This is a genomic window from Streptococcus parasanguinis CC87K, from assembly GCF_000507765.1.
GTDB lineage: Bacteria > Bacillota > Bacilli > Lactobacillales > Streptococcaceae > Streptococcus > Streptococcus parasanguinis_J.
Map to the genome: position 1 here is coordinate 177,472 of NZ_KI669402.1, position 24,396 is coordinate 201,867.

At 42.0% G+C, this 24,396-nt stretch carries 21 protein-coding genes; 1 reads left to right on the forward strand and 20 read right to left on the reverse strand.

Going from position 1 to position 24,396, the window contains the following annotated elements; all coding sequences use genetic code 11:
• Positions 1-26: 26 nt before the first annotated feature.
• From HMPREF1195_RS07340 to HMPREF1195_RS07400, 13 genes are all read right to left on the reverse strand, one after another.
• Positions 27-740, reverse strand: a complete 714-nt coding sequence (locus HMPREF1195_RS07340; RefSeq protein ID WP_230514283.1) for a DUF6572 domain-containing protein — start codon at positions 738-740, stop codon at positions 27-29.
• Positions 741-907: 167 nt separating this feature from the next.
• On the reverse strand, positions 908-3,019 hold the full coding sequence (locus HMPREF1195_RS10520) for a hypothetical protein (RefSeq protein WP_023919507.1): 2,112 nt from the start codon (positions 3,017-3,019) through the stop codon (positions 908-910).
• On the reverse strand, positions 3,016-3,477 hold the full coding sequence (locus HMPREF1195_RS07350) for a hypothetical protein (RefSeq protein ID WP_023919508.1): 462 nt from the start codon (positions 3,475-3,477) through the stop codon (positions 3,016-3,018). The genes HMPREF1195_RS10520 and HMPREF1195_RS07350 overlap by 4 nt, the downstream gene beginning before the upstream one ends.
• Entirely contained in the window at positions 3,467-4,135 is a 669-nt protein-coding gene (locus HMPREF1195_RS07355) for a hypothetical protein (RefSeq protein WP_023919510.1), read from the reverse strand. Before HMPREF1195_RS07355 ends, HMPREF1195_RS07350 begins: the two co-directional genes overlap by 11 nt.
• Positions 4,132-4,464 (reverse strand): hypothetical protein, encoded by a 333-nt coding sequence (locus HMPREF1195_RS07360; protein ID WP_023919512.1) that lies wholly within the window; start codon positions 4,462-4,464, stop codon positions 4,132-4,134. The genes HMPREF1195_RS07355 and HMPREF1195_RS07360 overlap by 4 nt, the downstream gene beginning before the upstream one ends.
• 6 nt (positions 4,465-4,470) lie before the next feature.
• Positions 4,471-4,860, reverse strand: coding sequence for a hypothetical protein (locus HMPREF1195_RS07365; protein ID WP_023919514.1), 390 nt, complete (start codon positions 4,858-4,860; stop codon positions 4,471-4,473).
• Positions 4,861-4,870: 10 nt separating this feature from the next.
• Complete coding sequence (locus HMPREF1195_RS10525; protein ID WP_023919515.1) at positions 4,871-5,473, reverse strand: hypothetical protein; 603 nt, start codon at positions 5,471-5,473, stop codon at positions 4,871-4,873.
• Positions 5,474-5,486: 13 nt separating this feature from the next.
• The gene (gene essC / locus HMPREF1195_RS07375; RefSeq protein WP_023919517.1) at positions 5,487-9,902 is read right to left on the reverse strand and encodes a type VII secretion protein EssC; all 4,416 of its coding nucleotides are present in this window, start codon (positions 9,900-9,902) and stop codon (positions 5,487-5,489) included.
• A gap of 3 nt (positions 9,903-9,905) precedes the next feature.
• On the reverse strand, positions 9,906-11,195 hold the full coding sequence (gene essB / locus HMPREF1195_RS07380; protein ID WP_023919519.1) for a type VII secretion protein EssB: 1,290 nt from the start codon (positions 11,193-11,195) through the stop codon (positions 9,906-9,908).
• A gap of 1 nt (position 11,196) precedes the next feature.
• Positions 11,197-11,439 (reverse strand): EsaB/YukD family protein, encoded by a 243-nt coding sequence (locus tag HMPREF1195_RS07385; protein WP_003013697.1) that lies wholly within the window; start codon positions 11,437-11,439, stop codon positions 11,197-11,199.
• Positions 11,440-11,895 carry a type VII secretion protein EssA gene (essA, locus tag HMPREF1195_RS07390; protein ID WP_003009984.1) on the reverse strand — a complete coding sequence of 152 codons (456 nt, stop codon included), beginning with the start codon at positions 11,893-11,895 and terminating at the stop codon, positions 11,440-11,442. It abuts the gene before it with no gap.
• On the reverse strand, positions 11,892-14,915 hold the full coding sequence (gene esaA, locus HMPREF1195_RS07395) for a type VII secretion protein EsaA (RefSeq protein WP_023919521.1): 3,024 nt from the start codon (positions 14,913-14,915) through the stop codon (positions 11,892-11,894). Before esaA ends, essA begins: the two co-directional genes overlap by 4 nt.
• A 140-nt stretch (positions 14,916-15,055) precedes the next feature.
• A complete protein-coding gene (locus HMPREF1195_RS07400; protein ID WP_003016069.1) occupies positions 15,056-15,343 on the reverse strand; it encodes a WXG100 family type VII secretion target in 288 nt (95 codons plus the stop codon).
• Between the two features lie 477 nt (positions 15,344-15,820).
• Here HMPREF1195_RS07400 and HMPREF1195_RS07405 point away from each other — a divergent pair, with 477 nt between their 5' ends.
• Positions 15,821-16,372 (forward strand): hypothetical protein, encoded by a 552-nt coding sequence (locus HMPREF1195_RS07405; protein WP_023919523.1) that lies wholly within the window; start codon positions 15,821-15,823, stop codon positions 16,370-16,372.
• Between the two features lie 54 nt (positions 16,373-16,426).
• On the opposite strand, the gene HMPREF1195_RS07410 is transcribed toward HMPREF1195_RS07405, so the two are convergent.
• The 7 genes from HMPREF1195_RS07410 to HMPREF1195_RS07440 all read right to left on the reverse strand — a co-directional run bounded on the left by HMPREF1195_RS07410 (position 16,427) and on the right by HMPREF1195_RS07440 (position 24,389).
• On the reverse strand, positions 16,427-18,277 hold the full coding sequence (locus HMPREF1195_RS07410) for a proline--tRNA ligase (protein WP_023919525.1): 1,851 nt from the start codon (positions 18,275-18,277) through the stop codon (positions 16,427-16,429).
• 15 nt (positions 18,278-18,292) lie between these two features.
• Positions 18,293-19,552 carry an RIP metalloprotease RseP gene (gene rseP / locus HMPREF1195_RS07415; protein WP_003009974.1) on the reverse strand — a complete coding sequence of 420 codons (1,260 nt, stop codon included), beginning with the start codon at positions 19,550-19,552 and terminating at the stop codon, positions 18,293-18,295.
• A 36-nt stretch (positions 19,553-19,588) separates the two neighbouring features.
• Entirely contained in the window at positions 19,589-20,392 is an 804-nt protein-coding gene (locus HMPREF1195_RS07420) for a phosphatidate cytidylyltransferase (protein WP_023919527.1), read from the reverse strand.
• Positions 20,393-20,401: 9 nt separating this feature from the next.
• A complete protein-coding gene (locus HMPREF1195_RS07425; protein WP_003009971.1) occupies positions 20,402-21,151 on the reverse strand; it encodes an isoprenyl transferase in 750 nt (249 codons plus the stop codon).
• A gap of 154 nt (positions 21,152-21,305) precedes the next feature.
• Positions 21,306-21,632, reverse strand: coding sequence for a preprotein translocase subunit YajC (gene yajC / locus HMPREF1195_RS07430; RefSeq protein ID WP_003004444.1), 327 nt, complete (start codon positions 21,630-21,632; stop codon positions 21,306-21,308).
• 156 nt (positions 21,633-21,788) lie between these two features.
• A complete protein-coding gene (locus tag HMPREF1195_RS07435; RefSeq protein ID WP_003009969.1) occupies positions 21,789-22,034 on the reverse strand; it encodes a hypothetical protein in 246 nt (81 codons plus the stop codon).
• Positions 22,035-22,259: 225 nt separating this feature from the next.
• Entirely contained in the window at positions 22,260-24,389 is a 2,130-nt protein-coding gene (locus tag HMPREF1195_RS07440) for an AAA family ATPase (protein WP_023919529.1), read from the reverse strand.
• Positions 24,390-24,396 lie beyond the last annotated feature (7 nt).

Here is a 24,396-nt window from a genome sequence, read left to right on the forward strand (position 1 = left end):
GTCGCTGAAAAGGCTCTTCCCTCTAATTACTCCGGCAATTCTATCTTCAAACTCATATCCGTCGGTTGTAACACTTTCTGAACCGCCGCAAGAAAGGCCAATCCATTATCAGATGGGGAATACTGGAATGTGATATGGATGATTTTTTTATCAAACTTATCACCATATCGCTCCACATACTGCTTGCTTTCGAGGAAGTGAATGTAATTGTTAATTTTTTCCTGCAGAATTTCCAGATGGACTGCTTCTATCTCTTCCTGCCAGCCGACTGAATCCACCAGAAGAAGCTCTAAATGATTATCAACTATACCAATAGCGTCAAGTTCGCTAGGTTCTAGTTCTGAAACAATAGCTTTTTTTACAAGAGCTTTAAACTCTTCAACATCAAACAACTCACGTTGATCTTCTATATTTGGTAGCATAGTTTCAGGATGATTACGTATATAGTTTCTATCAATATCATCTTGCTTACTTAAGGGCCAGTGCCCTGTTTCGGCATAAATCATCACCTCATATGCGTCCCTAGAAGATTGAAATGCTTTATCCATTAGTTCCTTAGTAATGGGGTAGCATACTTCTGGGCCCATAGCTCCTCCAACTTCTTTAAAGAAGCTAATTTCGTAATAACCATCTGTTTCATATACAACAAATCCATCGCCTCTATGTACAATCGTATTGGAATGATTATAATCATCTAACTCATCTGCCTTTGGCCAACGATGATGTTCACAATAAAACATTACTTCTAAAGCATCTTTTTCTGATTTTGAAACACGTTCTGCTAATTTTTGGCTAATGGGAAAGTTAAGCACTTCTTTCCCTCTACTCCACAGGATCTGATAATCATTCTTGTTTTTTAATATCGTACAATTTTTATATTGCTGAATTTCTGTTGTCATACAAACACCTATTCAAATACCTTTCCTACCGTATAATCACCTGGTTTAAATTGATCTACAACTGCCTCTGGTATACCTCCCTTTGTAAAACCTCCTGGTTCCCAAAGACCTTGCCAAGCACCGGGTTCATTTCCTGACGGCATACGTAAATTTTTAGGATTTTTAACATTAATAGTAAGAGGTGAATCACCTAAATACCCTCTATCTAAGCCTAATAGTTCCTCTAATACTCTCGGATTCCCATCTGATGCCAATACAGCTTTATCATATATAAATTTTGGCATTACATAATGTCCCTTTTCCGGTCCAATATTCCCACCAAATTCCATCATAGATTTATGAAATCCTTCTTTATTGATAACCTTTACAACTCCATCCTTAAACATATTTAGATGTGTCTCTATCTCTTGGTGCGAAAGATATCTGGACGGATCTAAACGTTGACCATTTTCTGTACTAATTAAACCGTCAACGATTTTTCTAGACATATCTGGTCGCTGTAGTTTTTCCAGTTCCATCTTAAAGTTTTCAACTTTTTGGTTGCTACTGTTAATTACATCAATCCGAGTTCCTTTCGGAATTTCTACACCGCCAACAAATTCGCCTTTCCCCTTACCAACAATGACTCCGCCATTTTGTGATATATTATCAAGAATTGCCTGACGTTTGGAAGAAATATTGCTAGATGCAGTATAGTCTTGGATACGAATCTTACCATTACTATCAAAACCAATAGCATCAACTCGAACTTTCTTTATTTCACCATCCATATTTGTAGCAATTGTAATTCTCTTTTCAACATTTGTAGCTATTTTGTTGAATTCTTCAGTTTGAGTTGCTTTGAAGTCGGCAGAACTTGCCTTATTCTTTTCTAATGTTTCAACCTTTTTTTGCCACTCTGACTTTGTAAGAGATGTTTCGCCAGCATTTAACTTTCTAGAAGAATAATCTTGATAGCTGGTATCCAGTTCCGCATTTATTCGCTTCACGTTTTGATGATCTACATATTTACCAACACTAAAGCCAAGCACCTGTTTTCCCACATAGCTAAATATGGCTTCCTTCGGATTTTTATCAGCAACCACTGCATAAATAGTCTGAGCGACATCTGCCATATCATCTGCATGAGTGGCCGCCTTAGCAATCCCTCTTACAAGAGTGGTACCTCCTTCACCAAGTTTGGCAAGTTTAACAATACCTCCTCCATTAATTAAGGTCGCAAAAAATTCCACTCCTGACCAAAACTTTTCCTCACTAGTCAGCTGCGTTCCTGTAATCAACGTTTTTCCAGTAGTCATCGCATATCCACTATTTACAGCTACATAACTCATACTAGCGGCTAAAAGCGGAGTACCCATACCCCCTGTCGAGACTGTTCCAACTACAGAAGCAGCTATAGCCGCAACTTGTAACCCTAAATCTATATACTGCAACCAATTTTTGTTTTCTTCTTGAAAAGTACTACCTTTCAATCGTTGATAACTTGGTAATTCTGTCGGATATTGTATCTCGACTATTTCTTCTGCAGTCTTTCCTTCAATCACTTTGCGTTGCTCAGCACTCAGTTTATCCTTATTTGCTAGAATTTGCTTAGCAACTCCCAAACGTTCATCATAAACCTCTTTAGCAGCACTAATCGGACTGACTTTCCCATCTAAAAGCTCGTATAACTTATAGGACTCTTGATCAGTATAAGCTTCTTTTACATACCCATTCGGACCGGGCACCTGGCGAGATTTAATGACATCTTTTTTAATATACTTACTCTTATAAGGATTCGCATGCCCGTTTACCTTTTCCAATGTAACAAAGGCATCATCCATCCCTTTAGTAAATTTACTATCGATGTTTTGCATGATATCAGGGTGAATCTTCTTCGCACTAGTAAACATTGTGTTCACACGATCGTAAGATGTCTTAAAAGGCCCTGATTCTTTTGTCACTCCTAAAGCTGCCTCACCTCTTTGAACATAAAGATCCTCTACCTCTTCTTCTTGCACTTTTTTTCCCAATGCTTCAATATCTTCTAAGAAATCTTTCATCTTAGCGGTCGCATTCAAAAAAAGTACCCACGGTGTGTCACTACTAAAGTCTGGCTTGTTAGAATAATACTTAGTCATCTTTCACCTCCGGTGGGCAAAGCAGAGCCCTCAGCAGAATTAGCTTTCATTTCCTGCATCCTTGATTTTATTTGTTTTATAGCATCATCAGGTTGTTCTTTAATATATTTCTTATCTTCCGCTCTGGAATTGGGGTCGTTTAAAGTCAAATTTGCTACATAAACAGCCAGAGCTTTATCCATATCAACCATTTTTTCATAGGTGTTTTGTGCATGTCTTGCCAACACTTCTATAAGAGTCGCAAATTCTTGTGCTTTCAAGTAATATAGACCTATTCCAAGATTACTATCACTATTCGCAACTAAATCATGGAAAGCCCCTTGTGAGGAAAGAGCAGGAAGATTAGAGCGTACAGTTGACATTTTTGTCGTAAGCTGAGTAGATAAATTCACTAAATTCAGGCAATGAATAATGATATTCTCTTGTTCGGTAAGATTTATACTAATTTTATCCGCCATTATATACCTTCACTTTCAATTTCCCTAAAATTTCTTTTTTTAGTTGTTCACTGTCAATTGAACATAGTAACTGATGCTCCAAATCATATTTATATAAATGTTCACTATTGGTCACATATAAAATATCTTGAGTGATTTTACCAAAGTTCGCTACAGTAATGTGAATCCCTTCATCATTCCCATGATGCACCATAAACCTTAGATATGCTTCCTCCTCCCATTGTGAATGAAGATAATCTTTTATTTTATCATCTGCATTCTGTAAAACAGGGTGATGCTGCATCAAAAAAGCAAGAAAAACTAAATCACCAGTTCTATTAATATGGTAGAGGCCTTCATCGTCTTGATGAATAATGACAGCCATATTATTGAATTCATCAACTTGCGGGGCATAGAAATAATTTAAATCAATCTGACAGTGGTATTCAGCATCATGATATTCCTTCAAATATAGTCCATATTCCGCACATTTCTCGGTTGGTTTATTATCAAGAACGAGCCCCATTTTTTTCAAATCTTCATATCCTGTCTCTAATATTCTCAGCAAACCTTCCTTTTTGCCTTCCCCTTCCTTAAAAGGAGTAGGAAGAAAGACCAAATCATTTGAATAATCATTAAAAATATGCAAAGCATATAGTGCTTCAATTGTAAATTTCATGCGCCATCTATCTCCTGTATAACATGTGAGCTACTTATTGATCCCAATAATGTCTTTAAACCATTAACAGTCTTTTTTAGCTCCTTAACACTACTTCCATAATCAGTACGATATTGCTTTACAAACCCTTTTAGTTCAGTATATTGTACCTTACTTTCACCTTCCCAATTCTTTTCATTAGCTTCCAACCCAGCCACTTCTGAATCAATTTGAGAAAGAAGGTTCAGTACCTCTGATAAATCACTCAGAAGTGTATCAATTTGACTATCATCATAAGTTATTGTATCTTTAGCATAACTTCCGTCAATATCATTAATATTTGTATTCATATACCATTACCATTCCCGTTCAAGAATATTTTTTCCTTTATTATATGCTGCTTTATCACTTTCAATAGCAGTGTCTAAAGCCTTTATTTTAGCTTCAAGAGTCTTATATAAGTCTTTAAATGACGAATTAGCATCTCTTACAAAATCAACATATTTTTCCATCGTAGCTTTTTCTGTGCTCAGTTTACTTTTAAAGTTTGATAAATAATGATAGCCTTCATTCCCATCTATTTTATCAATAGCATCTTTACAATGTTTTATATATTCTCTAAAGTGACTTAAGTCAATGGTTTCACTAAAACCGTGTGAAGCAATTGAGTTTTTTACTCGCTCATATTTTGCTTTTTTAGCTTTGTTTGCTTGTATTCTACTTTTTAAAGTTGCATCACTAGCCATTTTCTCCTCCTTATTGATTATTCTGATTTTCTGCCTCACGTTGTTTGTGTAAATCCTCTAGAAATTCCTTCTGAACTTGCTTTAGCATACTACTGTTCGGGATTTTACTATTAGCAGAGCTATCTGCTTCTGAGGAAGAACTTTCTTCTGTGTTTTGCTGTCCAGACGATTCTTCCAAATTTTCTGTCGAAGATTGATATGAATTCTGGTTCTCAATATTTTCATATATTTTAGGATCAATTTCAATAAATGGTTTGGTAACAACAGGTCTATACAGTGAGAAAAAAGACATAACAAGTACAATCCCAGCACCAGTAAATATTAGAACTATTCTTAAGTGATTTCCACCTGAATTATCTGTATCTTTTCCCTTAATCTTTTTCCAATCAGGATGTTCAGCTTCTATAGCTTTTTTTTGTTGCCAACAAGGAAACAGAAATCTAAAATTAAGTCCAAAAAGGATAATTGTCAATATAGATAAAAAACTTCGATAAGGAGAATGATTTGCAATCATAACAACTGATAAGGCAGTTCCCAAAATCAGAAGCAATATGATGAGGAGCAGGCGAAGATTCGCTTCTTTCTTTAAAACTAAATACTCTTCTTTGGTCATATTTTCCTCGTTTCTATTTTGTAATTTTTAATTTTGTTTGCACATTTTGATAATGAAGATAAATTTGATCGTCTAAAAGTGGCTCTTCTCGGCCCATAGATGATCTAGTAAATATCGTCTGTTCTCCCATCTTCATGGCAATAACAGCAGTATCTAAATGAGCTTTCAAATATTTCGGTATGTCTGTATAACCGGTCAAGTATGTTTTATGAGTAACAAAGATGAAATGAAGTCCCACTCTCTGTCCTTCTTCCATCAAAAGGGCTAATTCATTTGGTTCAATAGCGCTTTGTGACACAAACTGAGCAACATCAGTTATAACTACAAAACATTCAGATATTGTTCGTTGCTTCCTAGCTAAAAGTACTTTCTCTTTCAAAGACTCAACAGTCGAACGATAGTCCATATCATAACCAATATAATTACCTACATTATTCGAGTATTCACTATATTCTCCAGTCGGGTCAAAAATTGTGATAGCATCAGTTTCAGAAACATAAAACAACATCTTGATTAAATGTTTTGTAACAGAAATCATAGTACTTTCCTTATCAGATAATACCAATAAATGTTTTAGACGTTTAAGAGGTATTCCGAACGCCTCTACTTCTTCAAATTCCAAGCCTATTGGTAAATCCATATTTTGTATAACCTTTTGAGTTGTAGGGAGATTTATAAAGATATCTTCTGTCAACTCATCTGGCACCATTGGGATGCCTGCTGGGGTGCGGCCTGTCCACATCTCCTTGAGGCTTTGGACTTGGTCGCGGAGGTTGTTGATGATTTGGATATCATTGTCCCCTGCGACGGGTAGGGCGAATTGGACGACATCGACTTCGTCACGCTTCATGAGGGCGCGTCCCTTGATGTCTTCCATCGTAGCTGCTAGTGGGGTTGCCCCCACGATACCGCGGACTTCAGAGAGATCATTTTGTGGCAAGGTCAGCTGGTGCTTGAAGTTTGAATAGAGCTGAGCCCGTAGGTTGTTCTGACGGCTAGCTGTGATGATCAAGTGCACACCGATGCTGAGACCTTCACGGGAGATCCGCATGAAGAGCTTGAAGAGGTCTGTCTCATAAGGCTCGTCCTTCATAGACTCATAGCTATCCATGAGGATGACCATGGTTGGCTCTTGCTTACCGGTCACTTCACGGTAGAGGGCGATAGTGCCGACACCATGCTCAGAGAGGAGCTTCTTGCGGCGATCCAACTCGCGGTTGATGATCCGGATGAATTTCTGGATTTTCTCCGTCTGATCGAGTAGGAGACTATCAGCCACATGTGGCAATTGAGTCAAGGGTGCTAGACCATTGGTTCCGAAATCAAGCAGATACATAGTCAGATTTTCTGGGCTCTGCTTGCGAGCCAGATCCATTGCGGCTGTCTGGAGGAAAGTGGTCTTTCCTGTACCTGGACTTCCGTAAAGGAGGATATTCCCATCTTTTGATAGATCGATGGCGACTGCTTCTTGCTTTTGCGCTTGCGGGATATCGGCGACCCCAATCAGGACGCTTGGAGCTGTCCGTTTTTGCCAAGCCTCGATCGGTACGACCTTGTCCAACTCATCCAGCGTGATCCGCTCTTTGAGGGGTGGCAACCATGGTTGGGCCACAGCTGCGATGCCTTCTTGTTGGTGCAAATGGTTGATTTCTTGCACGATGACGTCCAGCTCTGTTGGCACTTCCTTGATTTCTTCTGCCATATCCAGACCAGAGAGGTCTTGGTTTAGGACTTCGTATTGGCCCAGTTCATTGATCAAGTAGATGGTATGGTCTTCGATTCCTAGCTGGTCCTTCTCAGGCTGGTAGTCTGCTCCTGACCAAGCGGTTTGGAAGAGTTCATAGACTTCGTTATTCCCGACTTGGAGGTAGGCACGACCGGTCTGGGTGATTTCAGCCGCATCTGCCGTCCGCAACATCTCCATAGAGTCGCCACGGTCTGCCACCTTGAGGGCTAGCTTGAAGCGGGAGTTAGACCAGATCTGGTCATCCACAACCCCAGAAGGTTTTTGTGTCGCAAGGATCAAGTGCACACCGAGGGAACGCCCGACACGCGCAATAGAGACCAACTCCTTGATGAAATCTGGTTGGTTGACCTTGAGTTCGGCGAACTCGTCACTGATCAAGAAGAGGTGAGGAAGCGGTTCGGTCGCTTCACCCAGTTTAAATTTCTTTTGGTATTGGTTGATATGGTTGACCCCATATTGACCAAAGAGGCGCTCCCGACGATGGATCTCCGCATTGATAGAGGCGAGGGCCCGCATAGACTGGGCACCATCCAAGTTGGTGATGGTCCCAAGCAAGTGAGGCAGATCCTTGAAGAGGTTGGCCATTCCCCCACCCTTGTAGTCGATGAGGAGGAAAGCCACATCGTGTGGGTGGAAGTTGACGGCAAGACTCAGGATATAAGACTGAATGGTTTCAGACTTACCAGAACCGGTTGTCCCTGCGATCAAACCGTGGGGTCCATGAGCTTTTTCATGGAGATTGAGGTAGACCAAATCGTCCTTCCCGCGCAGACCGATCGGAACAGCCAAACTTTGGTAAGGGGCATGGCTCTCCCAACGACTCAAGACCTTGAGGTCATTGAAAGTTTCCGCCTGGTACATTTCAAGGAAGGTCACTGAGTCTGGAATCGAGCTCTTGAGCTGTTGGATATGCTTGAGAGGCGCAAGGCCACGCGAGATGGCTTCCTTGTCATAACCTTCAGGGAAGTGATCCAATTGGAAGTCAAGCTCCCGAAGAACCCCTTCTTGCAAGAGCAATTGCCCTTGGTTGCGGTCCTTGATAGAGATAACGGTTTGGATATTTTCAGAAAGAGATGAGAGCACGTCTGCCACATAGATGATGGAGCAGCCGAGCTCTGTCGGATCCTCACGGAAAAACTCCATGATGACATGGTCCAAAATCAAGGTCTCATCGGTAATGAGGACCACATAGTGCGGATGGAAGATCTTGGTATCATTGGCTTTTTCTTCCTCTTTTTGCGCCTTGCGGAGCTTGAGGATTTGGTTGAGACTGTTCAAGACCTGATCGCGTGTCCGCTGATTGTAGACAAAGCTACGGACATTCATGTCTTGCAGAGTCGCATGAGGCAACCAGCGCATCCAATCCCAGCTTTCTTTTTCTTCTTCTGGAATGATCGGAATAATGGTCAGATCATGGTAAGAGTGAAAGACAGCCAATTGGGCAACCAGGAGTTGCAACTGCTCTAACACGATAGGACGAGGGCCGACATACCCTACGGGACCCCGATTAAGGCTGGCTACAATCGGAAGATTGTCAATTTTTTGATGAGCTTGGAAAAGGGCATAGCCTTCTTCTTCCAAGGCATCTTTCTTCCCACTACGCTCTTCCTGACCATATTTGAGCTCATAGCTGGTTGGAACCTTGCCCAAGCCCAAACGATAGGCCAAAAAGTCAAAATGAAGCGGTGTTTTTTCGTAGATCCGCGAGTCATAGCGTTTGACCATCTTGGTCAAGTCTTCGATCGCTGGGAAATGGTAAAACATGCCTTCTCGCTGCTTCCGAGAGAGCTGTTCCAAGTCCTTGGCCTTATCCTTGAGATAGAGATGGTAGAGCTCCACGCGCTCTTTCTTGTCTTCTTTGTATTTCTTACGATTCTTGAAGAAGCCTTGGACCGAAAAGATCACACTGACCACAGACATGGATACCGTCGCGATGATATAGAGCCCCCGTGGTTGGAAAATGGTGATCAAGAGGGTCACCCCAACCATGATGAGGGGTGGCATGATCAACTTCAAGAGTTCATCCGATGGCTTTTGAGGCTCCGCTCCCGGAGGATTGATCAAGATCTTGTCTTCCGAACTCCGGTAGATGATCCGCGGAGACCGGTGGTACTCTGGATAGTCCTTGTAAAAGTCGTAACGCGAATGCAAGCGTGGCACCAGATAAGGACTTACTTCGACAGCCCCTTCCACACCAAATTCTTCTGGATAGAGCTTAAAGGTCACATCTCCAATGGCAAGTTCATCCCCAAAGGCCAGTGGAAAAGTCGCTTCACTGACGAGTTTGTGGTTATGGTAGAGTTTTCCAGATAAGAGCTGACAAGTCCAAGTCTGCTCTTTTTTCGCAAGGAGAAAGCGTACTGGATAGTGCAAGCGCACATCCGCACCCTTTTCATCTGCTACAAGGATCTCTTCCTTGTCTAGCAGTTCATAGGTATGGACTTCTCCTGTCGCCAAGTAGCAGACTACATCCCCAAGGATCGTACTATTTTCAAGCACACCCTTGTCTTCACCATACTGGTAGAAGATTTCTCCTTGACTCCATTGAAAATGAAGGGGATTTTCTTGCGAAGCCAGGGTCAACTGAGCTGTTTCTTGATTCGATACGGTCGCTGTTTTCCCCTCTTCTAGCGCTAGCTCATAGCGAAAACCTTTTTTATAGAGTATGATACGTTTTTTCATAGACTACTCCTTGTGTTCGCTAGACTCAGTCGAGCTTGCAGTTGTAGAAGACGAGCTTTCTGTTGAGGAACCTTCCGTAGATGAAGCCGTTGTTGAGCTGCTAGTAGAAGATTTGGTTTCATCTGTCTCTGCTTCCAAGAGTTTAGAGCGGGCATCCCAGTATTTCTTGTATTCGCCCTCTAGCTCAGAGAGTTTCTTCTCGCGCTGTTCACCAGAGAGTTTTTCGCTATCACGTGTCGCCTTGATTTCTTTACGAAGGGCATAGATGATCAAGTCTGAATCGTCGATCCGCTTGGCTGTATCCAGCGCTTGGGTAAAATCATGACGACCGATATAGATCCAGTAGTGGAGATAGAGGCTGTCTGACTTGAGCGTGACGTTGTTGAGGATGACCTTCTTTTGGTCCTCTGAGAAATTCAAGCCTTGCAAATAAGACGTTGCCAACTCATATTTTTGTGTCGTTGGAAGACTGCTTGGAGCTACTCCCTCTAGCTCATCTATCACACCGGTGTAGTCTACCTTGAGGTAGGCTGTATCCGCTTGAAGCAACTTTTCTTTAAAGGGTGCTTGGAAAAAAACCAAATAAATCAAGGGCAAGAGTAAGAGGGCCACTACAGCTGAAAGCCATACTGTTGCCAACTTAAAGATTCGGTGTTGACGACTTGAAACCAAGGTCAAGGTCTTTTCTTCCTCTTCCTTGCGTTCTTGGTAGGCTTTCTCTAAGAGAGCTTTCATCTCTTCTAAGCTAGCAGCATCACGGATTTCTACCAAGAAATCAGGCAGATCTTCTAATTCAAGCGTGCCTTGATAGAGCTCCATAAAATCCCAGTCCCCAAAAAGAGTGACCGCATAGCACTTGGCCTGACGCAAGAATTCATCCTGATCCCACTTGCGTGGCACCATCATTCCCGGAACCCCGCGATAAGCGATCTTGACTTGCGCATCCTTGGTCACAAACAAATTGATAGGATGCAACATAAAGGTCACTGGAAGCTCCAAGGCCGGCGCCAAATCCAAGACATTGATGGCTAGACGCAGACGGTCTGATACTGGTAATTCTTGGATTTCTTCAGCACTCAAGCCTAGCGCATCCGTCTGATAGGTCAGATGAATCTGGTCTTGATCCGCTGTCATGCTCTGCTCTAAAAACAAGGGATGATGGAGATCCAAAATCCATAAATTGCGTAAATCCTGGCTATCCACTTCTGAACGCTTAAGGTCCAGCCGCCAGCTTGTTTCTTCTTTTTCAAAACGGAAGACTTGTTCTTCCAGTGTAAATTGTTCTTCTTTCACCTTACCACTCCTCAATCTCGATCAGATCACCACTCGTGATCGGATACTCTTGTACCACCTTGCCTTCATCTAGCAAGATGCCCTTATTTACCACGCGCAACTGATACTTGCTTCTAGGCTCCATGGCAGACCCAAAGATCTGATCCAATTCCCGAATCAAGCGTCGCACCTCCATCCGTGTTGGGATTCGGAGGTCATGGCTTGCACCATTCATACGGAAGGTGACATTGATATGTTGGTCCATTTAGGCCTCTTTTCTATAGATTCGATAGGAAATATAGCCAGCAATCCCAAAGAGAAGGGCACTCCAAGCCAGCATTTGCAAGGCTGGAATAAAATCCGACAGGCTAGCCGAATTGTCCTCCACATTGGACTCGAATTTAGATAATTTTTGATTTTCAGGCTGGAACAGGTCCGCTTCAGGTCCCGTTTTTTTCTTTCCCTTTATAGCAGAAAACAACTGGCCGTCAGAATCGGTCAATTGTTTCTCTTGCTTGCGTTTTTCATCTGCTAATTTTTTCTGATCCTTCTCATTGAAAAGAGACTCAGTCGCATCCAATTGGCCCCCAAGTGTCTTTTCCTGCTCGGTCTCAAGACGTGAGTTGTTGACCTGCAGACGATTATCAATAAAATCATCTGCAGAAACAGCAACTACTGGAATGAGACTAAAGACAAAGAGAAGATACATCATTTTTTTCATAAGCTTGATTCAATTTCCTTTGTTTGAGTAAACTTCTTTGGAATGAAGATATTGGCAACCGCCAAAAGTCCGAAGAAGACCAACAATCCGAAGAAGACGCCGATACCGGCTGTTTGTCCATCAAAGTAACCCGCAAACTGTCCTTCTAAAATAGAAAGGAGGTTGACATTTTTCACCAGTGCTGGAAGGCCTGACAAGGTCGCGGTCGTTCCGATCGCGCTTGATAGGTAGACATAGCTGATCAACATGAAGAAGGCCAGTCCCATTCCAATCACACGGAAGTGTTTCAAGAGAAGGTATTGTAGTTGTACCAAGACAAAGCTTGCTAGAACCGCTAAGAATACCCATGAAGGTACATATTCACGACCAACAGAGAGTTGAATACTTGAAATCATTCCGATCACCAGTCCAAGGATGAGAGAAAGTCCCACAAGGACACCGACAGACAAGAGATCTGATTCTTGCAAACGATCCAATTTGAAACGATCCTTAACCTTACGGATGATTGGCTGATTCGCAAAGAGATAAGCTGTAAAGAGACTCAAGACTTCCAACATAAAGATCCAGATAAATGGACGGTAGACGTTGATAGTCGCTTTCACAGAAGAAGATTTCTCTGCAACTGGATTTGACAAGAAGTCGAGCAAGACTTCATTCGGCACTCCGTTTTCATAGGCATTGTTGAAGACCTTACGGAAGGCTTCGACGAAGTTCCCATTTTCAGACAATTCCTTGTCGAATTCACCCATCAAGCTCTCTGCATTGCTAGACAATTTCTCTGTATTGCCTTGGGCTTTTTCCAATTCTTTGTTCAATTGGCCAAAGATTTCATTGGTAGAGTTAGCCGCTTCTACATTGCTACGAGATGAGCTCTTAACGCCTTCTGTCGAGCTCAATAATGACGTGTATTCAGAACCAAGAGCTGACAAATCTGCATCGGTCTTGGTTTGAGCCTGTGTCACTGTTTCTTGCGCTTTTGATATCTCTTCTAAACGTTTTTGAAGATCAGCATATTGCGTCAATTGATCATTGATATTTTGGGTTAGATCCTTGTTGGTGTTTTCGATCGCTTGAAGATTGGCCTGCAATTGTGGTCCCAAGTCTTGCAACTGTTTAAGGGTACCATCTAACTGGGCTTTCACACTCTTCGTTGCATCCCCAGATTCATCCGTTTCAATACTCTTACGGTAGTCCTTCATGTTACTTGAAACAGCAGCCTTCACGATGTCGACCAAAGCGTTTGTCAAATCCATATCTTCGATTGGATCATAGAGTGAATGACGAACATGGTTGTCATCTTCTGGATAGTAGGCATCGATCAATGCTCCTGCGCGTTGATAATCCAAGGCGATTTCACTAGCTTTCGATGCATAGTTAGCGACAGCTGTTTTCAATTCATCTGCAGATACAGTCACACTGGTTGAAGAAACCCCATTCACAAGAACTTCAACATCAATCGCGCTTGGCATAGCTCCTCCATCTTCAACAAGGTGAATTTGAATTTGTTTGCCATCTTTCAGTTCAACTTCCTGCTCACCACTGCCTGCATAAGTCTGTCCATCATAGGTCCAAGTATCAACCTTGACTCCGGCAGGTACTTGAATGCTAACTTTTTGTTTTCCAGATTTAGCATTAAGGACATCCGCAACTGCCGTTGATTTGGCATCCACTTCTGCAGCCAATTTTTTTAAGTCATCGGCGTTCCCTTTTGGATGCGCCTTTGTTCCAGCAAAAGCACTATCAAAATTAATCGCTGCGTTGAGATTTCCATACTTATTCAAATTCAGACTAGCAGGATCTAAAGACGGAAGTTTTTCAATTGCTTGACGAATGTCATCATCCGCTTTATCTCGAGCCTTGCTGATAGTTTCGATTTTTGGCTTTCCAAGCAAGGTACGAAGAGTGACTTTGTCTCCTTCATTTAGACCATAGTAGTCAAGGATCTTCGCTTTTACAGAAGACTCGATGTTCTTTTCGTGCTCATCTAATTTGTCGCGTTCTGCCTTGATCCCTTTTTCAAGGTCTGCCACACGATCATTCACATCTTTTGTCAAGCCTGCATAGGTCTTGGTACCTGAAGCATCTCCTGCTGTTTCAGTTGGTTGACTCAATTGTTTGGTAATTGCTTCTTGGTTTTGTTGTAGATTCTTATACAACTCTTGAGTCTTTTCACTGACAACAGACTGGTTCATAGACATCAGCTGGTTCATGAACTCTTCATGGCTGATCTTATCCTCAGAGCGTTGCTTGATCAATGTGTCGAAGTTTTGACCGTACTGATCCTGAGATTGGGTCAATTGATCAAAAGCCTGTGTATAAGACTCAAGGACTGTCTTCAAGGCATTGTTCGACTCGACAGATGACGTAGACAAGCTATAGAGACTTGGGAAGATATTCTTGGAATCCAAGGCCGAATCCAGCAAGTTGCTTCGGTAAGAACCAATGTTGGTGGATTGAATTTTGTTACTTGTTTCCACGTTCTTTTGAGCTGTATAAAGGTTGCTCAAAATGCTGACCATATACATATCAACCAACTGGCTATTCAAGTCTGAAACGATATCTTTAGCGACTTTATTGGCCTCGTTCTCAACCTGAGAATTCCCAGCCGCATTGACCTTATACGTCACCGTTGTCTTCTCTGCATTAACCGCGTTCACTTCCAAGACCTTCTCTGAGAAATCACTTGGAATAACGATCATCAACTGGTACTTGCCATCTGCAAGCCCTGACTCAGCAGCTCCACGAGGGAGTACAGACCAGTTTTGCGAATTATCCCGTTCGATATTCTTTACATAGCTAGCCCCAAGGTTATATTCTTTATCATTCAGCTTGACTGCCTTGTCTTCATTGACAACCGCAATGTTGAGCTTAGTGTTTTCCGTTGTTTGCACGGTCTTGGCTTCGTTTTGCTTTTGGTCCTTTTGAACCGTCGTATAAAGACCCACGACAGATCCCATCAAAAGGAGCACAACCGCACTCTGACCGATGTATTTTAACCATTTTTTATTTTTAACTTCCATACCTTTTCCTTTTTCTAATTCATAGATACAAAATAGGGGTTAGGAATTAAGAATCTAACCCCTATTTTCTATATATCAAAAGACAAAAGGGTGATCTACCTACAAGAAGTAAGATCACCTCCAAGACTATCTTAGTTATCTTAGTGGATTTGTGCAGCGATATCTTGGTCAGTTTGTTCAACGATATCAGCAACTTTGATCAATTGACCGTTGATGTCTTCCAACAATTGAGCGAATTGTTTGATTTTTGGAGACAATTCGTTGAATTGTGCTTCAAAGCTATCAAATGCAGATCCATCCCAGTTTGCGTCGATGACTTGTTGTTCATGAGTCAAAGTAGTAAGGATTTGATCGATTTCTTGAGAACCTTGTGCATAACGTTGTGCTGAAGCACGTAGGTCTTCTGGAGTTAATTTAATTTGAGCCATATGTTTCTCCTTTTGGGCTGATACCCTTATATTTTTTTCATAAACAATACATTTTAGTACGAATTAGTAAAATGCCAGATAACTGTATATTTTACCTTTTTCTCCCTGTTTGTATTATTTACTTAAAAATATCTTAATGAAATATTGCCAGAATGTCAAGTTTAGAGGACTAACTGATAAAACATTGTAACTTTGTTACAATTGTGTAACATTTTGTCATAAAACTGTAATATATTTCCCGAATTCCTTGCCCCAGTAGTCTCCAACTAGTATTATTTCTGGAAAGAAAAGAAGACACTCTGTCCTTTTATATTAACTCAACACATAGATAAAAGTTGTTGATTTTAGGTGTTTTTAAAAGCAAATTTCGATGACTTTTGTATATTTTTTCATTTTTAAAACTTTTATGGTATAATGAAACCTGTTCAAAACTTGTTTCATACAAGATCGAACACCATTAACCTATAAGGAGTATATATGAAAAAATTTCTACTTGTCTCTGTCTGTCTACTAGCTCTTACCGCTTGTAGCCAAGGCCAACAAGGCAAAGGGACTACTAACGCTTCTTCCAAGCAAGAGGCCACTCAAACCAAAAAGGAGCAAGTCCAAAACAAGACCTTTGTTAGTGACCTCGGCGATCACCACCAAAACAAAATTCAAATCGGCTACAAAAAAGATGAAATTGTCTCTTTTACTTTTCTTAGTTTTGAACCCATTTCCTCAGATTTGCAAGACATGGATCTTTCCGAGTTAAAGGAAATCTACCAAGAAGAATTAGAACATAGCGATATCTATAAAAGCTTAAATGGCAAGCCTGGTCTTAGCTTCCGCATTCAAATTTCGAAAGATAAACAATCCTATGCCAAGGTCTTACAAGCTGACTTCTCAAAAATCAAGAAAGATGAGTTTGCTTCCATCTACGGGGATCAAGGGGAGGAAGAAAGAGCCGAGTTCAAGAAATACCTCAATGGCAAACCTCAAGATCTCTTTACCTATTTCAAAGATCAAGGCCTCAAAGAAGAAAAATAAAAAGAGCTTCCTGAGTTTCATCACCACACTGGTGAGAGCTCAGAAAGCTTTTTCTTATTTGTTCAAGATTGAAAGAGTTTCAAGGAGATTGTCCGCATGAACTTCAATGGTATCTCCTGTCGCTTTGATTTTCACTTCAACGATGCCTTCAGCTGCTTTCTTACCAACTGTTACGCGGATTGGAAGTCCAATCAAATCACTATCGCTGAATTTGACACCAGCGCGTTCATTTCGGTCATCCACCAAGACTTCGTAGCCTTTATTCACCAAAGCTTCTTCGATCCGATCGGTCAAAGCAAGGCTTGCTTCATCCTTGACATTGACTGGAATCAAATGCACATCAAATGGCGCCAATTCTTTAGGGAAGTTAATCCCCCAAGCGTAACGGTATTCCCCTTTTGGAGTCTTATTGACAAAGAGGCGTGCATGTTGCTCCATAACAGCTGAAAGAAGACGGCTGACACCGATTCCGTAGCAGCCCATGATGATCGGAACTGCACGACCGTTTTCGTCCAAGACATCTGCTCCCATGCTAGCGGAGTAGCGTGTACCGAGTTTGAAAATGTGACCGATTTCGATCCCACGTGCAAAGTTCAAGAACCCTTTCCCATCTGGTGAGATTTCGCCTTCACGAACTTCACGGATATCGACGTATTCTGCAGTAAAGTCACGTCCTGGGTTGACACCAGTCAAGTGGTAGCCTGTTTCATTGGCACCGACTACTGCATTACGGCTGTCTTGGACCTTGCGGTCTGCGATAATCTTAACATTTTCAGGAAGATCAACTGGACCGAGAGAGCCAAAATCAGCTCCTAATAATTCTTTCACTTCCACTTCGGTTGCAGGTTCAAAGAAGTCTGCGCCGAGGTGGTTTTTCAACTTCACTTCATTGAGCTGATCATTACCTACGAGAAGGGCAACAACAGGCTCACCATCTGCGATGTAAACCAAAGTCTTGATAGTAGCTTCTTCTGGAACATTCAAGAATGCAGCTACTTCATCAATCGATTTGACACCTGGTGTTTCCACGCGTTTCACTTCTTCTTCCGCTACAACACGGTTACTTGGCTTGTATTCGTTAGTAGCCATTTCCAAGTTGGCAGCATAGGTGGATTCACTTGAATAGGCAATGGTATCTTCACCAGAGACCATCCATTTGAGCAATTCTGCTTTGATTTCTTCTTGGACTTCTGCTGGGATCTCATCAAAGGAAGCCACTGATTTGTCTAAAACAACCCAACGATCCAAGTCTGTACGAGCAGGTGTAACAGCCATAAACTCTTGGCTATCTTTTCCGCCCATGGCACCACCATCACCGATGATGGCTTTGTAGTCGATGCCACTGCGTGTGAAGATCCGCTCATAAGCTGCCTTGTATTCATCATAAGTAACGTCCAAGCTATCGTAGTTAGCATGGAAGCTATAACCATCTTTCATGATGAACTCACGGGTCCGAAGAAGACCGTTCCGTGGGCGTTTTTCATCGCGGTATTTTGGTTGAATTTGGTAGAGATTCAACGGCAATTGTTTGTAAGATTTTACGGAGTCGCGCACAATAGCGGTAAAGGTTTCTTCGTGAGTTGGACCTAAGATAAAGTCAGAGCCTTCACGGTTTTTCAACTTATAGAGGTCTTCCCCGTAAGTTTCGTAACGACCAGATTCACGCCAGAGATCCGCACTCAAAAGGGCTGGAGCAAGCATTTCTACTGCTCCAATTTTTTCAAATTCTTGGCGCATGATGCCTTTTGCTTTTTCAATCACTCGATTAGCTAGTGGCAAATACGAATAGACACCAGCTGATACTTGGCGAACATAACCTGCACGCAACATCAAAGCATGGCTAATGACTTGAGCATCGCTTGGCATTTCGCGAAGCGTTGGAATCAACATTTTACTTTGTTTCATGGACAATATCCTTTTCTATTTCAAAAATAATTTCATAATATCATTCCAGGTGACAGCAATCATCAAAATAACCATTACAGCTACACCTGCAAGCGTCATATAGGTTTCTACTTCCTGTTTCAGTGGCTTTCTCCGGACGACCTCGATCAAATTGATCAAGATTTTACCCCCATCCAAAGCTGGAATCGGGATTAGATTGAAGATCCCAATATTAATAGAGAGCATGGCCATAAGAGACAAGACTGCTGGAATCCCTAATTGAGCAGCTTGTGAGCTGGCATTGTAGATGGCAACCGGACCACCCAGTTTATTGAGACTGAAGTGGAAAATGATATCTTTCAAAGCTCCCAAAATCCGTGTCGCTGTATTCCAGGTATCTGTAAAACCAGACAAGAGTTTATCCACAAATCCAGTCTTGAGGCCGTTTGTCACACCCAGATAGTAACGATTCCCTGACTTGGTTGGCTTCACTTTGACTTCTTTTTCTTGGCCGTCTGTTTTGACTTTCAGGGTCAATTTAGGAGCCGTCTTGCTGTCCTTGGTTGCTTTTTCGACAGCATCTGTCAGCTCATCCCAGTTGCTAACGGTGTCGTTGTTGACTTGAAGGATCTGAACATTGCTTTTGACACCGACCTTAGCCAACGCCCCATCAGGTGCCACCTGAACATTGTTGCTGTAGTAGTCAATCGCACCACCGCGCATAAAGGCTAAGAGTGAATAGACGACAATACTGAGGATAAAGTTGTTCATAGGACCCGCAAAGTTGGTGATCAACCGTCCCCAAATGCTGGCATTCTGATACTGAACATCTCTCGGCGCAATCCGCACTTCTGTCCCATCTTCCTCAACGATGGTCGCATCATGATCAACACTATAAGTCTTGGTCTCATCGAGAACCAAACCCGTAATTTCCAGTTTGTCTTCAAAGTCAAACTGGGTAACATTCATGGGAAGGGCTGTCTGATCCAGATTCTTTCCTGAAAGATTGATCCGGACGACCTTGCCAGCCTCATTTAGCGTCAAGCTGACAGGCGTTCCGGTTTTAATCTCAGTTGTATCCTCACCCCAGCCAGCCATACGAACATAGCCACCTAAAGGTAGAATGCGAATCGTATAGGCTGTTCCATCTTGACCAATATGGGCAAAGATCTTGGGACCCATCCCAATCGAGAATTCTCGCACCAGGATGCCCGATTTTTTTGCAAAATAGAAATGACCAAACTCGTGAACGAGAACGATCACTCCAAAAATAACAATAAAGGCAATAAACTGCATCGTTCTATACGTGGTTTCCTTTCTATCTCTTCTGTCTTAGAACAAGCCCAAGAAATGCATCAAGGGAAAGACAAAGATCAAACTATCAAAGCGGTCTAGAACACCACCATGTCCTGGAATAAATTTCCCAGAATCTTTCACACCGAAGTGGCGTTTAATCGCACTCTCTACCAGATCTCCAAACTGACCTGCGATACTAAAGAGGATGGTAAAGAAGATCATAGCAAGAAAACCATGTCCACCCGCCACAGAACGATCCACGATCATATAGATCACAGTTACCGCAACTGCAGACAAGATTCCCCCAAGACTGCCTTCAATCGTTTTATTAGGAGAAACCGCAGGCATGAGCTTGCGTTTCCCAAACCGACTTCCTACTAGATAAGCACCTGAATCTGTAGCCCAAACAATAAAGAGGGCTAAAAGAACCTTATCAATACCAGCAATTCGCGCATCTACTAAGGAATGGAAACCAAGTCCAACATAAAAGCTAGACGCAATGGGATAGACCACATCTTCATAATTGTAATTCTGAGCAAGAACAGTTGTTCCCATGAGAATCAAGACAACCAAACCATAAGCAATCATATTGCCATCTGCTGGAAGGTAAGGGAGGTAGTCCTCGATCGGCAAAGTCAGGACAAAGGCCGCTAACATGGCTAGCGCTCCTTCAAAGGTCGCTGTCTCAAGCCCCTTCATCTTGAGCAATTCATGAACCCCTAGCATGGCGATCAAGCCAATCACAATCTGGAAGAACACCCCTCCAACCATTACTGTTGGAATGAAAAAGAGCAGGGCAATTCCTCCAAAAATCACACGTTTTTGTAAATCTTTCGTCATCATCTTCTCCTAAACACCACCAAATCTCCGATGGCGATGGCTATATTCTACTATGGCACTTCGTAGTGCTTCCTCTCCAAAATCTGGCCACATCACATCTGTGAAATACAACTCACTATAAGCAGCCTGCCAAGGAAGGAAATTACTCAAACGGATCTCTCCGCTGGTACGAATAATCAAATCCGGGTCCCTTAGGACACGTGGCAAACTCTCAGTATAGAGAGAATCTGCGATCATCTCTTCTGTGATATCTTCTGGGCTGAACTTCGCATCCAAGACTTCTTGGGCGATCTGCTTCACAGCCTGAGTGATCTCAGCACGTCCACCATAATTGAGTGCGAAATTCAGGATCAAGCCTGTATTGAGATGGGTCATCGCTTCTGCTCTTTCCAAAGCCTCCAGCGTTTCTTTTGGTAATTTCTTGGTATCACCGATCATTTGAATCTTGACATTGTTGCGATGCAATTCGGGGACGAAACGATCATAAAACTCGACCGGCAAGTGCATGATGAACTTGACTTCATCTTCAGGGCGTGTCCAGTTTTCCGTAGAAAAGGCATAGACAGTCAAGACCTGAACCCCCATATTTTTTGCTGCAATCGTCACTTCTTGGAGAGCTTCCATCCCCGCCTTATGACCGAAGACGCGCGGTTGCATCCGCTTTTTCGCCCAGCGACCATTGCCATCCATAATGATTCCAATGTGTTTCGGGACTTCTAAAGGTATCTCGATTTTTTCTTTTTTCTTAAAACGAAACATGTTTTTCTACCTATTTCAATATTTATCGCTTCATTATACCATAAATCCCCATAAAATAGGGACTCTGGCCTCTTTTTTGAACCAGCAGGACTTTCCTTCATCACATCGTCCTATTTGCCCACCAAAAAAGAGGCCCTTGCCTCTTCTTTAATGATTATTCTTCGATGGCTGAATCGGCATCTGAGCTAGCACCTTCTGTAGCAGTAGCTGAAATCCCTTCTGATACAGGAAGAACTGTTTTGATCGCTCCCAATTCAAAGGTCAGGTAGACACCATCAACATCCAAGACAACGGTCTTGCGGTCTGTGTCGACTTCATCGATGGTTCCGTACAAGCCACCAATCGTGATGACTTCATTTCCTTTTTGAAGTTTATTCAAACTTTCCATCCGTTTTTGATACTGTTTCTTTTGGCTACGGCTCATGAAGTACATCAAACCGACCATAAGAACGAGCATAATTAGCAAACTTCCGCCTTGCATATGTTTCTCCTTTAATTTTCATATATGCTATACTATATCAAATTTCGCCCGTCTTTTCAAGTTTCCCCATCCTCTTCAAGTAAAATCAGACTCCAGTCTCAGAGAGGAGGCACGTTTTGATGAAAAAGAAAAAAACCACGAAAAGTGGGCTACTGACTAGTCAATCGTAATGCCATACTTTTCATGATTCTCATCATACCAATCAATCAAGGCCAAAGCCGTTTGATAGGTAATATTTTTGATTTTACTCGTTCCCTTCGTCAAAGTCGCCAAGCTCATTTTGCTGATGTTTGTTTCAGTTGCGACACGATAGCTCGTCAAGCGACCGTCAACCATCAGTTGAACAACGGCTTCCACTTTTCTGTATTCAGGAGTTGAGTAGATATCAATTGTATTGCTCATCTTACTTCCATTCCTCAAATTTTATTCTTGTATAGATTATATACTTATTTTCTTTATTTATTAATAATTTTGCTCAAATTGGATTAATTTCACTAATTATTGATGTTTTTTTAGCTCAAATAGGAGGATTTTGGCCTTCTACGGCGAATAATTTCCCCCAGGTGGGAAGAAAAAATAAAGACTGCTATATGATAGCAGCCTCTATTTTTCACAAACTAATTCGCCTTAGTCTGCTTGTTTATCAGTGTTTTCTTCCTTCTTTGTGTCTTTTTCTCTAATCACAAGGACACCATCTTCCATGTCTGCTTCGAGATGTTTGGCATCCAAGTTATCCAAGTGGAAGTCTGTGACTTTGTCACGGATTTGTTGTTCAACTACCCGACGGAGTGGACGAACACCCATCACTTCATCATAACCTTCTTCAGTCATGTATTCTTTAGCTGCATCGCTCACTGCCAAGTCGATTTCTTTCTTAGAAAGGGTCTTATTGACATCTACCAACATCAAATCAACAATCTTAGAAAGATCTTCCTTGCTCAAGTGTGAGAATTCAATGACAGCGTTGAAACGGTTCAAGAATTCTGGACGGAAGTAAGGTTTCAAACGATCCATGAGTTCTGGTTTATCCGCATCTTCTGTCAAGTTGGCTTCGTAACCAAAGCCAGCGTTTGAAGTGGCGATAATCACAGTGTTCTTGAAGTTGACCGTGTTCCCTTGACCATCTGTTAAACGACCATCATCCAAGACTTGAAGGAGAAGGGTGATCACTTGAGGATCTGCCTTTTCAATTTCGTCGAGAAGGACGATTGAGTATGGGTTACGGCGAACACGTTCTGTCAAGGTATTGCTGTTATCATCGTAACCAACATAACCAGCTGTTGTACCAATCAATTTAGAAACGGCTGTGCGGTCGCTGTATTCTGACATGTCCAAACGGATGATGGCATCTTTGGTTCCAAACATATCAAGAGCCAATTGTTTAGCCAATTCAGTCTTACCGACACCAGTAGGACCTACAAAGAGGAAGCTACCGATTGGGCGGTTCCCTTCGTCAAATCCTGCACGGTTCCGACGGATAGCACGTGCCACTGCTTCAACGGCTTTATCTTGACCGATAACCTTAGTTTGCAAACGGTGACCCATATCTTTCAAACGTTCGATATCAGTTGCACCCATTTGTGATACTGGAATACCCGTCATCCGTTCTACAGATTCAGCCACATCGTTGATTGTTGCTGTTACTTTATGGTCTTCCGTATGGTTTTCAATTTTCTTTTCAAGTTCTTCGATACGAACTTTTGCTTTCAAAGCTGCTTCGTAATCTTCTTTAGCCGCAGCTTCTTCTTGTTTGGTTTTTTCTTCTTCAATTTCATGTTCCACAGCATGGACATCTGTTACTGGATGTTGGGCTGCCAAGTGAGCAGCTGTCACATCGACCAAGTCAATGGCCTTATCAGGCAAGCTACGTTGTGGAATGTATTGGATCGAATAATCAACCGCTGCTTTCAAAACTTCATCTGGCAAGATGACATTGTGGTGTTTTTCATAAAGATCACGGATCCCTTGGAGAATCTTGAAAGTATCTTCAGCTGATGGAGCATTGACTTTCACTTCGTTGAAACGACGAGCAAGTGCCGCATTCTTCAAGATAGTGTTACGATATTCATCTTGAGTAGTTGCCCCAATGACTGTCAATTCCCCACGTGAAAGAGCAGGTTTGATGATATCCGCAAGACCTTTAGAGCCTTGACCATCACCTGTGCTACCTGCACCAAGGATTTGATGGATTTCATCAAAGAAGAGAATAACATTTCCCATAGCCTTGACTTCTTGGATCAGATTTTGAATATTTTCTTCAAAGCTACCACGGTATTGCGTACCAGCTTCTAGACCAGAAATATCAATCGAGATGATTTCTTTGTTCTTGATAGCAGCTGGAACATCCCCGTTCACAATAGCTTGTGCCAAACCTTCTACAACTGCTGTTTTACCAACACCAGCATCCCCTACAAGAACAGGATTGTTCTTGGTACGACGAGACAAGATTTCAGCAGTTTCTTGAATTTCTTTATTACGTCCGATGACCGGATCCAATTTCCCTTCACGAGCTTCTTCGGTCAAGTTACGACCAAGTTTTGCAAGGATCCCATCTTGTTTCATTCCTTTACCTTGATGGTGTTGCACTTGCTCGCTTCCTTCATTTGGGAGTTGACCAGTTTGGCGGTAAATAGCGAATTCTTCAGGTGTCACTTCACGACCGTTGATCATGTAGCGACGGCTTTCAGAACGAAAACCACCCATGTTTCCCATTAGTTGATTGAAAAGATCATCCATATTGTTAAAGTTGTTATTCATATTGTAT

Bases quoted from the DNA above. Each gene is read 5' to 3' on its own strand.
- HMPREF1195_RS07340 (WP_230514283.1), bottom strand. From the start codon at position 740: ATGTTTTATTGTGAACATCATCGTTGGCCAAAGGCAGATGAGTTAGAT.
- HMPREF1195_RS10520 (WP_023919507.1), bottom strand. From the start codon at position 3,019: ATGACTAAGTATTATTCTAACAAGCCAGACTTTAGTAGTGACACACCG.
- HMPREF1195_RS07350 (WP_023919508.1), bottom strand. From the start codon at position 3,477: ATGGCGGATAAAATTAGTATAAATCTTACCGAACAAGAGAATATCATT.
- HMPREF1195_RS07355 (WP_023919510.1), bottom strand. From the start codon at position 4,135: ATGAAATTTACAATTGAAGCACTATATGCTTTGCATATTTTTAATGAT.
- HMPREF1195_RS07360 (WP_023919512.1), bottom strand. From the start codon at position 4,464: ATGAATACAAATATTAATGATATTGACGGAAGTTATGCTAAAGATACA.
- HMPREF1195_RS07365 (WP_023919514.1), bottom strand. From the start codon at position 4,860: ATGGCTAGTGATGCAACTTTAAAAAGTAGAATACAAGCAAACAAAGCT.
- HMPREF1195_RS10525 (WP_023919515.1), bottom strand. From the start codon at position 5,473: ATGACCAAAGAAGAGTATTTAGTTTTAAAGAAAGAAGCGAATCTTCGC.
- essC (WP_023919517.1), bottom strand. From the start codon at position 9,902: ATGAAAAAACGTATCATACTCTATAAAAAAGGTTTTCGCTATGAGCTA.
- HMPREF1195_RS07385 (WP_003013697.1), bottom strand. From the start codon at position 11,439: ATGGACCAACATATCAATGTCACCTTCCGTATGAATGGTGCAAGCCAT.
- essA (WP_003009984.1), bottom strand. From the start codon at position 11,895: ATGAAAAAAATGATGTATCTTCTCTTTGTCTTTAGTCTCATTCCAGTA.
- esaA (WP_023919521.1), bottom strand. From the start codon at position 14,915: ATGGAAGTTAAAAATAAAAAATGGTTAAAATACATCGGTCAGAGTGCG.
- HMPREF1195_RS07400 (WP_003016069.1), bottom strand. From the start codon at position 15,343: ATGGCTCAAATTAAATTAACTCCAGAAGACCTACGTGCTTCAGCACAA.
- HMPREF1195_RS07405 (WP_023919523.1), top strand. From the start codon at position 15,821: ATGAAAAAATTTCTACTTGTCTCTGTCTGTCTACTAGCTCTTACCGCT.
- HMPREF1195_RS07410 (WP_023919525.1), bottom strand. From the start codon at position 18,277: ATGAAACAAAGTAAAATGTTGATTCCAACGCTTCGCGAAATGCCAAGC.
- rseP (WP_003009974.1), bottom strand. From the start codon at position 19,552: ATGCAGTTTATTGCCTTTATTGTTATTTTTGGAGTGATCGTTCTCGTT.
- HMPREF1195_RS07420 (WP_023919527.1), bottom strand. From the start codon at position 20,392: ATGACGAAAGATTTACAAAAACGTGTGATTTTTGGAGGAATTGCCCTG.
- HMPREF1195_RS07425 (WP_003009971.1), bottom strand. From the start codon at position 21,151: ATGTTTCGTTTTAAGAAAAAAGAAAAAATCGAGATACCTTTAGAAGTC.
- yajC (WP_003004444.1), bottom strand. From the start codon at position 21,632: ATGCAAGGCGGAAGTTTGCTAATTATGCTCGTTCTTATGGTCGGTTTG.
- HMPREF1195_RS07435 (WP_003009969.1), bottom strand. From the start codon at position 22,034: ATGAGCAATACAATTGATATCTACTCAACTCCTGAATACAGAAAAGTG.
- HMPREF1195_RS07440 (WP_023919529.1), bottom strand. From the start codon at position 24,389: ATGAATAACAACTTTAACAATATGGATGATCTTTTCAATCAACTAATG.